The sequence below is a fragment of the Vibrio sp. TRT 1302 genome (genome assembly GCF_050113875.1).
Classification (GTDB): Bacteria; Pseudomonadota; Gammaproteobacteria; order Enterobacterales; family Vibrionaceae; genus Vibrio.
The window spans coordinates 580064-589798 of the sequence record NZ_JBNJOF010000001.1 but is presented as its reverse complement, the minus strand read 5'-3'; the positions used below and the strand labels follow the sequence as shown (position 1 = coordinate 589798).

Here is a 9735-nt window from a genome sequence, read left to right as displayed (position 1 = left end):
GAGTTGGCATAGTAAAATCCTTAGAGGTTGAGTGTAATAACACTCACTCTTAGTCAAAAAGCGTGCCAAAGTGAAATTGTATATATTTCAATAATTTAAGGGTTTGTTAATATACAAGCTGAGCAACTTTTTGCTCGATCTGAGCAAGATCTTGCTCGATTCGAGCAAAAAGTTGCCCGGAAGCAAGAAGAGTACCATCTATCCAAACATGCTAGATAGTGAGCTATTAATAACTAAATTAGTAGCATCGGTACACCTGTGGTGAAACCATTTTCGAAGTAATGTGTTGCTTACTTTACTATTTGCAATGTATTGACGATTAATAGGCCGTGTTTACTTGCCTGTGGTGTACACTTAAGACCTATCTATAAAAGAAACAAAGGCTTAATGGTTGAGGGGCTAATGAAGCATTTATCTAGTCGAATTTGGTTGTGTTCCCTTTTGGGACTAATGGTGGTAGTGAGTGCGTTCACCAGTTATTCCGTGCGAGCCTCGGCAGAGCCAGAGGTACCGTCCAAAGCTGAGCAAACCCTAGAAAAAATTAATTTAGATTTAAAAGAGTTATCCGATGCGCTATTGACCAGTACTGGGCAAGATAAGGATGCGTTGCAGCTTAAATTATTCCAAAAGAACGAAGAGTTGCGCTCGACACTAGCCAGCGCTATTGAACGTGATTCGCTGCCAAAGCAAACCTTGATTTCACAAGTTGAGATGCAACAAAACTACTCGCAGGGTGCCAGTGTTTATTTAGAAGGCAAAATCAAAGATCTTAATGAAAAGATCAATGGTGCCAAAGATGATGAACGCCTAGCTCTGCTCAATGATTATCAGGAATTACAGCACTACTTTGACAACGTCATTGAGTCTAGCTGGCAGAACATTGAATGGTTGACCAAGCTCGGGGTGGATGAAACAGCTGCAACGGAAAGCTTTCGTGACTCAGTGAGCAAGAGATTGCGCCTTATGTCGGCGTCTGTGGAGTATTTCAATCAGCAAGTCAGTGTCGTGGGTAAACAGTTATCGGCCAGTCCGGAATCTGAAAAGTCGTCCTTACAGCTGTCTCAGCTAGTGCTTAAGCAGCGTATGTCGATTGCGGTTGAAAGCCTAAATTCACTGATTTCCATCGCTGACCAACTTGGTATTGATACGTCCGAGTATAAACGTTTGATGTTTGAAGTGACCGGCAGTATCACGCAGGACTTGTTTGATGGACAGGTGCTAATTTCGATCATTTCTCATTGGTCGACCAACATTTGGGATTGGCTAGCACATAATGCTCCTCAGCATTTGTTCCAACTGTTCGTTTTCGCTCTGCTGTTGCTTGCGACCAGTATGGTGGCGAAGTTGACGCGCAAAGTGGTTAGTAAAACGGTGGTATCGAAGAACCTTAAATTATCACAATTGATGCAGGACTTTTTTGTCGGCATGTCAGGCAATATTGTCTGGGTGATAGGGATTTTGGTTTCGCTTTCCCAGATCGGGTTAAATTTAGCACCGGTGCTGACCGGTTTCGGTATTGCGGGTGTCATCATTGGTTTTGCATTACAAGATACCCTGTCGAATTTTGCGGCGGGTATGATGCTGCTTATCTATCGCCCATTTGATGTCGGTGACTTCGTCTTCGCTGGAGGTGTTGATGGTAAAGTGAGCCATATGAGTTTAGTGAACACCACGATTAAGACTTTTGACAACCAGATTATTATCATTCCGAATGGCAAAATCTGGGGAGATGTGATTAAAAACGTTACTCATGAGCGTCTGCGTCGTGTCGACATGGTATTCGGCATTGGCTATGGTGACGATTTACTTAAAGCTGAGCGTGTTTTAACTGAAATTGTTACTTCTCATCCTTCAGTTTTACGTACTCCAGAACCGAATATCCGAGTCCATACCCTGAATACCTCTTCGGTGGACTTTATTGTTCGTCCATGGGTCAAAACAGACGATTACTGGGATGTTTATTGGGATGTCACTAAAGAAGTCAAACTGCGTTTTGACAAAGAAGGCATTTCTATTCCATTCCCACAGCAAGACGTTCATTTGCACATGGTTAAGCAAACCCAACTAGATCAAGATTAGACAGAGAGCGCCATCGGGCGCTCTTTTTTATTCCTCAACTGTTTCAAGGATCAGCCCGAAACAAAAAACGCCCCGAAGGGCGTTAAGTAGCGCGAGTTCTAATTAGTGGTGTTATTTCACTTGTTGTTTAATGAACTCACCTAGCTCTGAATGGTGCATGATTTTTGATACTGGCAGAATTGTATTTACAGGACCCCAGGCAAAAACATTGACCGGTGTGTGTGTATGCGTACCCGTGCCCCAAACAATGTTTTGCGCTGTTGCTTGTTCACGAGCAAGAAGGTTGCCGCGATCGTTGTACGGGAAGAAGGCATCGAAATCGTTGATTGCTGGTATTTGCTCTTCCGCAAGATAACTGTGTTTGGCTAAACGGTATGGGTTGGGCTTGCTTGCCAAAACGTTCTTAGCTTGCTCCGCTGTGATTGGAAAATCACTGCTCTTATTCACAATTTTCGCCAAGTTCTCAGGGGATTGTTCAGCTTTATCCAGTTTCTGGAACTCACTGATCATTCCGTAATAACTTTGCTTTTGGTTGTATAGGCCATCTAGGATATCGAAAGCACCGAAATTGAAATTAGGCGCGTAGTCTCGATTTGCAAAGGCTTCTCCTGAACGTTTTTGAGGTGCTGGTAAATCTTTTGAAGAGTAGCTAAAGCCAAACGAGCCTGTTTCATGGTCCGCGGTGACGATGATTAAGGTGTCATCACGACCTTGTGCCCACTGATAAACAGATTGGACTGCTTCGTCGAACTTAATCATTTCATGCAGCATTGTGCCTGCGTCATTACTGTGACCCGCCCAGTCGATCTGCCCACCTTCAACCATTAGGAAAAAGCCATCTTTATCTTTTGATAGGATGTTGATTGCTTTTTCAGTCATCTCTTTAAGGCTTGGCTGAGTACGTTCGGCGCTTGCTTTGCTATTGCTATAAGCAATGCCATCGTCCATACCGGAGTAGGCGAAGAGACCAAGTAGCTTGTTGCCATCCGCTTTATCTAGCATTTTGCGGTTGAAGGCCAGTTGGTAGCCGTCGTCTTTCGCTTCCGCAACGAGGTTTCGCTCATCTTTACGTTTTGATTTTAGGTAAACGTCTCCTTGAGTAAGGGATTCTAGCGCTTTGTATGTGTCACCCTTATCATTGGTCGATTTTGGAATCCAATGACGTAGGCCGCCAGATAGCATCACATCGACACCAGTTTCGAGCATATCTACGGCGATATCGTTTTCTAGAGAGCGGTGTGGTTGATGCGCAGCGAAAGCGGCTGGCGTTGCGTGTGTTAATCGTGTATCTGAAACGAGTCCCGTTGCTTTACCAACGCGTTTTGCTTGTTCTAGAACTGTCTCAACATGGTTACCTTGTGAATCAACACCGATCACTTCTGAAGCTGTATAAATTCCGGTTGCAAGCATGGTGGCTGAACAGGCGGAATCGACAACAATCGCGTCTTCTGGATGCGTCAATGAAGATCCAATAACGCCTTCTTGAGCGAGTTTATATAAGGCCGTCGTGTTGCCTTTGTAAATAGAGTTAGGAGCTTGGTTGGCGTAGGTTTCTAGCAGACCCACTTGTTGAGGTCCCATACCATCGCCGATCATAAGAATTACGTTTTTGATTTCTGCTGATAATGCGTTAAAAGAGAGCGCAGAAGTCGCGACGGCGACGAGAATAGGTTTGGTTAAGTGCTTCATCATATAGTCCTTATTTCTAAAAGCGACACGATTAAAACACTGATTTATGGCAAACGCGTTTCACATTTATTGCATAAATATAAAACTGAGTTTTTATTCGATTTTGCGGGCGGCAAGAAGTTAGCCTACCTGCAGGTGGGCTTTGCCCTAAGGGGGAGTTAGCGCTGTGGCAAATAAGAGGGGCAGGTTGGCCGTATATCGATTGGCAACAGCCAATGCCTTGTAATAACAAGGTATCTACTGACCAACGTTAAAGGATAGCCAGTAGGATTCCGCCTACAGTTGCCGCTGCGGAAAGATATTGCCCCGCAGAATAAGAACCGTCTTCCTCTTCTTTGATCTTATCTGGATGATCCATGCCTAACGCGCCGTGTGCGAACGACTCTACTTTGTCACCGACAGTTTTGTTCTCATTCTTCGCTTGTACGCCTTCTTTCTCAATTTCCTGTAGTGCAGCTAGAAGTGCCTTACCTTCCTCGGAAAGGGTCACTTTATTTTGCTCAACTTTAAGTGGAGCAGGGTTGTTCGTTGCACTAACTGCATTGGCTTGAGGTTTTACCTGCTGGGTTGGGGACAGCTTAGCTGGCTCCATTCCTACTGGGGTCATAATGATCTCCTTACATCATCCTCAGACAATATATCGGCTGCTTGATGAAAAACTTGTGCAAAATATGCGAGATTTGTATGAAAAAAGACCAAGCATAAACCGTGCCCAGTTATCACGTCGTTAATATTTTTTAACAAAGCGCAACGGGGTCATTGGTATCAAGCAAGAGCAGTGCCTATTTACAGGTTAGCTCATCATTTCGTGTTGCTAAGTGCTGGAAGGCCGCAAGGCGGTTTTCAGCTTTTATGTAACGCGTCGGAGGCGCCAGTACGTGCAGGCGAAAATCTCGATGATTATCAGGCTCGACAGTCGGTGAGCTTGTCGGTGTGATGACGACGACGTTGAGGTCAGGCATTCTTCGCAGTAAAGAGGCTTCGATTCCTAGACCTTGCTCAGTGTGAAACTTTCCTGCGATATGGATGATTTGATGACGAGGATTCTGCTTTAAGTAGTCGCTGATTGACTCTGCCATGGTTTCATCCCATGTGACTTGCGCTGCATATTGGCGCTCAGATTGTTCTGGTTTCCCATGATGCATAGACGCCATAAACTTCTCTTTGTAGGGGCTAGAGCCCGTCTCGATCTCACGGGCAAGATACTGTCTCTCTTCATTCGAGAGTTTGTCAAGATAGCTGATACCCTGACGCCCAATACAGCGCACCAGAGGTTTAGGAGCGTTTGATGCAATGACGTCCAGTGAATTCGATTTGGCGAACTCAACCAGTGGTCGGTAGTCGCTTTCATAGTTAGGCCAGCCATTGGCGGTTTTGATCAGGGTTTGCTCGCCGATTTCACCATCAAGGTATGTATCCAATACGGACTGTTTGTCGCGTGCAAACTGTTCCATGGAGATCGTCAGGTGTGGGTTAATGCGAAACAGCTGTTTGACGAGATCGGTTTGAAAGCGGTGAATTGCGCTGTGTGTATGCCACTCACCAATCAGTATCACGTTGGCCTTCGTTAACGCGTCGGGCAGAGAATCGATTGAGATGGGCTCGTTGCCTGGACTATAGAGTTGGTAGTCATAGAAACTGACGACACCTTGCGATTCGTGAGTAGGGTCTGCAGATGAGCAGGCGGTAAGGGCAATAAAACTCAATAAAACGGCGATATACCGAAGCATGATAGCAGCCTCCATTAACTTGAGCGGCAATAGTAATGGAGACTGTGAATGAACTCAATGAAAATGAGAATAATTATCGACTTTGGTTTATTGCTTGCGGTAAACCCGAATCATAAAGTCAGCCTCACACTCAAACAGTGTAGCCGATTTTAATTTTTCTCTAAGTGCGTCATCGGCTTTCCATGCAAATGGCGTCATTTGCAGCAGATCGAAGCCATCCCCATCACTCAGCTTCATCTTGTAGCTTAGCGTCTCTTGATGCTCTAGAGCGAACCCTTCGATCGCTTCCGTTTCTTCACTATGTAAGCGAACATCAGGGTAGATCTCTTCTCTCAACTGATAGAGATGACGACCGGCAGGTGTGACCGTGATGACAACCCCATTTTCCGTCGTAACTCGATAGAGTTCTTGAGCGTTACAAGGAGCGTAGATGCGGAGTACGGCATCAAAACTGCCATCAGCAAAAGGCAGCCTATGGCTTGAAGCTACAGAAAACTGACAGTTTGGATAGCGCTTAGCAGCGTAACGAATTGCTACTTTAGAAATATCTAAGCCATAAGTCGCGGAATTCGCATCTTGTTGCTTTAGTGACTCAGATATTGCAGTTGTGTAGTAGCCTTCCCCACAACCAATATCCAGTAAGCGATGCTCGCTGTTGATCAGCAGCTCTGAAATCAAGTCTGCGACTCGTTGCTTCAACGGCTGGTAATGGTCTTTGTCGAGAAAGCGTCGACGAGCTTGCATCATCTCTTTATTGTCACCGGGATCTTTCGAGCGTTTGTGCTGCACAGGCATCAAGTTGAGATACCCCTCTTTGGCGAGATCAAAAGAATGATTATTCTCGCAGCGGTAGGTACGCTCGAGTAGGGAGAGAGGGTGGTGACATAATGGGCAGGTGTAGGACATAACTGGCTCTAATCGATACTGAGTGGGCGAAGTTTATCAGGAAGCAGGGCAGCAGACTAGCGGTGACCTAGTAACAAACAGGGCAACACCATGTGTTGCCCTGATAGAGAAGCGGTCTCTTTACCGAGATGGCTTAGTGAAAAAAGTCCACTTGCTGTTTCAGTGAGGTGGCTTGCTTGATCAGATGCTCAGCACTCTCTGTGGTTTTCGCACTGGTCTCTCGGCTCTCTTTGTTTAGCTCACTAATTGAGTTGGCATTAGTAGCAATCTCTTGCGATACGTTAGCTTGCTCTTCTGACGTGGCGGCGATTGTATCCGCTTGACCCGCGATAGCTTGAACTTGTGCCGCGATCGCTTCGAGCGCAATACCCGCTTCTTGCGCCTTATCGAGAACCTGATTGGCATTCACTTGACTCTGAGACATCAAGGTTACGGCGTTATTCGTTGAACTCTTTAGTTGTTCAATAATGGTCACAACGTCCTTGACCGACGTTTGGGTACGGTGAGCAAGTGTACGAACTTCATCAGCCACAACGGCAAATCCACGCCCTTGTTCGCCCGCACGTGCCGCTTCGATGGCAGCGTTAAGCGCAAGCAAGTTAGTTTGCTCTGCAATCTCATCAATCATCTTGGTTACAGTCTGAATTGCTTCGCTATCGATGTTGACTTGTTCTATTGCTTTCGCTGAATTGTCGAGCTGATCGTTTAGCTGTGCGACGTCAATACAGACGTTTTCAACAACTTCTAGACCAGATTGGCTATCTCGATTGGTAAGACGTACATTTTCGGCAATGGCTTCAACTTGCTGCGCGACGGCTTGTGCCGATGAGGCCATCTCTTCGATCGCTGTTGCCACTTGCTCGACTTGTTGCTGCTGAAGGTCTGACTGGTTTAAATTACGTTGGGCGTCGCTAGAGACGCTCTGTGACGCCAATTGGACAGAATCGCTTGTCGTGCGGATCTCTCCAACTAAGGTGTTTAGTTGGGTAGCCATATTGGCAACGCCATTGCCTAGATTGATGATTTCGTTCTTCGACGCTTTATTACTAGAAGGGATATCAAGGCTCACTTCACCTTTTGCTAAGCGTGTCATGTAACCATTGAGCACTGTCAGTGGCTTCAAGTTTCTATTGAGGAATACGGTCAGAATAATAAAGGTGATCAGAGCAACCACAGTCGCGATAGTAATAATCAGTTTAAGTAAAGTGTCGCTGCCTTTCGTTACTTCTTGAATAAAGGTACCGCCAAGCAGTTTCCAGTTCCACCCAGGTACTTCTGTGTAAACAAGGTACTTTTCACCCACGGTACCTTGGTATTCGTATGGATAGCGAATCAATCCGCTATTTTGCTCAAAGATTTGATAGAACGGTTTGTTGCCATCGTAATCACTGACTTCTAGGATGGAAGGCGCATTCTGGTCGTGAATTGGATGCAATAGGTACTTACCTAGATTGTCTTCACGATTGTCGACGATGATGGTGTAGCCGGTGTCACCCCATCGAATAGATTCGAGAGATTTGAACAAATCCTGTGTTGCCCGCTCTACAGGTAGGCCAATAAATGAGATCCCATTGACTTCGCCAGCCGCATTTTTGATCGGGGCATAGTAGGTGATATAGCTTTCACCAAATAACTTTACTTGGGCGTAGTAGGGTTGCCCACTAACGAGTTGGCGGTATCCAGGGTGATCCTTTCCAAGGTAGCTACCGATCACACGCTGACCTGATGGATCTTTTAACGAGGTTGAAACTCGGACAAAGTCGCCGTTTAAAGGTGCGAATAAAGTTGCAACAGCGCCTGTATCACGAGTGAAGCTATCGACCAGCTTGGTATCACCAATTAGGCTCTCACCATATTGAGTGATATTGGGAATGGATTTTCCAGCAAATTCTACTTGGTAGTCTTCGACATAAACGCCTGCCAGATAGCCATTTCTAAACGTTGACTCAAGCACTTTTGCCGTATGCAGATAAGCGTCAAATTGACCAGCGATGTTCATCGCCATCGCTTCTACCTTTGACTGATGTTCTCTTAGAGTGGTATCAAGTAATACATTTGAGGCATTCCGGTAAACCAGTGTCGCGGTACCGGTAAACGAAACCAGTAAACAAAGCAAAATCACCAGCTTTAGCTGGAACCCAACGCTTTGGTTTTTGAGTTTTTCTAGCATCATTAATAATCCTGTCTTTTAGACTTTTGTTATTGTGCAAATGTGATCAGTTGTGCAGCAAATCGAGCAAACATAGTAATGACTTATGGATTGTTTGAAATTGATTCAAATTAATCATTTAAGTGATAGCTTGAACAATAAGCACTCGAATTCGGTCGCGAGAAACCAATAAGACCGAGGAAATAAGGAATTGATTTCGAGGTGAGAAAATGTCGCAGGAGGTTATCCTGCGACAAAAGCCGTTAGTTTGCTGAAATGGTGGTCACTAGCTCATGAACTTCGCCAGGTAGCAGTGATTTTCCTTGCTCAAGAGATTGAGCATGAAGGGTAGACTCAACACACAGGAAGGTTTGGTAGCCGTTGTCTGCCATGTCAGCCATCGATTTTGCGCCTTCAGCCCATGGGTTCCAAAGAACAGCTGAGTTATGTCCCTGATTCTCCACTTTAATGGTGCGATTCAGAACGGGATCTTGAACGAGAATTTCTTGCTCTGGCTTAGTGTAAACACGATCAATGGTGTCGGTGAGTCTGAGTACATCACCACCTTGGCATAGTTTTCCTGCCTGTAAGCTATCTACGTACTCTGAACCCATACCTGTAGTTTGAGCCTGAGCGATGTCGCCAACGTTTAGGTAAGTGTGCAACGCGCCAGAGAACATCCAAGATTTGTCGTCAGTATTGGTCACTTTTAGCGTGACTTTAAGCTGTTCCGTCACTTCAACAATCAGGCGAGCATCAAATTGATACGGCCAGATTGCTTGGGTCTCTTCATTATTGCTCAGGCCTAGCTCAACGATAACACCATGTTCATTTTCTCGATGTTCAATTAGTTGCCATTGCGACGAGCGCGCAAAGCCATGTGCGGGAGCGGCAATTCTGCCAAACCAAGGCCAGCAAACAGGAATGCCGCCACGCAGTGCTGCGCTACCATCAAAAATAGCCTCTTCGCTCATCCAGATCAGTTCAGGCTGACCAGCTGGTTGAAACGAAACGACATGACCGCCGTGCAGTGCTATGCCTGCGGTGGCTTTATCATGAATAATGCGAACGATTTTAACCTTGTCTTTTTCAACGATAGTGACGTTGTCAGAAAGAACGGTTAAAGCAGGTAATTGAGTTAAATTCATTCTATTGTCCCTGATGAGAGAAATTACATTCAAC

7 protein-coding genes are annotated in these 9735 nt (G+C 45.5%); 1 reads left to right on the top strand and 6 read right to left on the bottom strand.

Annotated features, from left to right (window positions below; all coding sequences use genetic code 11):
• Nucleotides 1-402: 402 nt before the first annotated feature.
• The gene (locus ACQEXP_RS02745) at nucleotides 403-2079 is read left to right on the top strand and encodes a mechanosensitive ion channel domain-containing protein (protein ID WP_426968001.1); all 1677 of its coding nucleotides are present in this window, start codon (nucleotides 403-405) and stop codon (nucleotides 2077-2079) included.
• 111 nt (nucleotides 2080-2190) lie between these two features.
• Here the strand turns inward: ACQEXP_RS02745 and ACQEXP_RS02740 are convergent, their stop codons facing one another.
• The 6 genes from ACQEXP_RS02740 to ACQEXP_RS02715 all read right to left on the bottom strand — a co-directional run bounded on the left by ACQEXP_RS02740 (nucleotide 2191) and on the right by ACQEXP_RS02715 (nucleotide 9701).
• The gene (locus ACQEXP_RS02740; protein WP_426968043.1) at nucleotides 2191-3768 is read right to left on the bottom strand and encodes an alkaline phosphatase; all 1578 of its coding nucleotides are present in this window, start codon (nucleotides 3766-3768) and stop codon (nucleotides 2191-2193) included.
• 250 nt (nucleotides 3769-4018) lie between these two features.
• Complete coding sequence (locus ACQEXP_RS02735) at nucleotides 4019-4375, bottom strand: hypothetical protein (RefSeq protein WP_426967999.1); 357 nt, start codon at nucleotides 4373-4375, stop codon at nucleotides 4019-4021.
• Nucleotides 4376-4550: 175 nt separating this feature from the next.
• Nucleotides 4551-5498 (bottom strand): ChaN family lipoprotein, encoded by a 948-nt coding sequence (locus ACQEXP_RS02730; protein WP_426967997.1) that lies wholly within the window; start codon nucleotides 5496-5498, stop codon nucleotides 4551-4553.
• An 87-nt stretch (nucleotides 5499-5585) separates the two neighbouring features.
• Nucleotides 5586-6404 carry a 23S rRNA (guanine(745)-N(1))-methyltransferase gene (gene rlmA, locus ACQEXP_RS02725; protein WP_426967995.1) on the bottom strand — a complete coding sequence of 273 codons (819 nt, stop codon included), beginning with the start codon at nucleotides 6402-6404 and terminating at the stop codon, nucleotides 5586-5588.
• A gap of 133 nt (nucleotides 6405-6537) precedes the next feature.
• The gene (locus ACQEXP_RS02720) at nucleotides 6538-8574 is read right to left on the bottom strand and encodes a methyl-accepting chemotaxis protein (protein WP_426968041.1); all 2037 of its coding nucleotides are present in this window, start codon (nucleotides 8572-8574) and stop codon (nucleotides 6538-6540) included.
• A 242-nt stretch (nucleotides 8575-8816) separates the two neighbouring features.
• Nucleotides 8817-9701, bottom strand: a complete 885-nt coding sequence (locus tag ACQEXP_RS02715) for a D-hexose-6-phosphate mutarotase (RefSeq protein WP_426967993.1) — start codon at nucleotides 9699-9701, stop codon at nucleotides 8817-8819.
• Nucleotides 9702-9735: the final 34 nt, after the last annotated feature.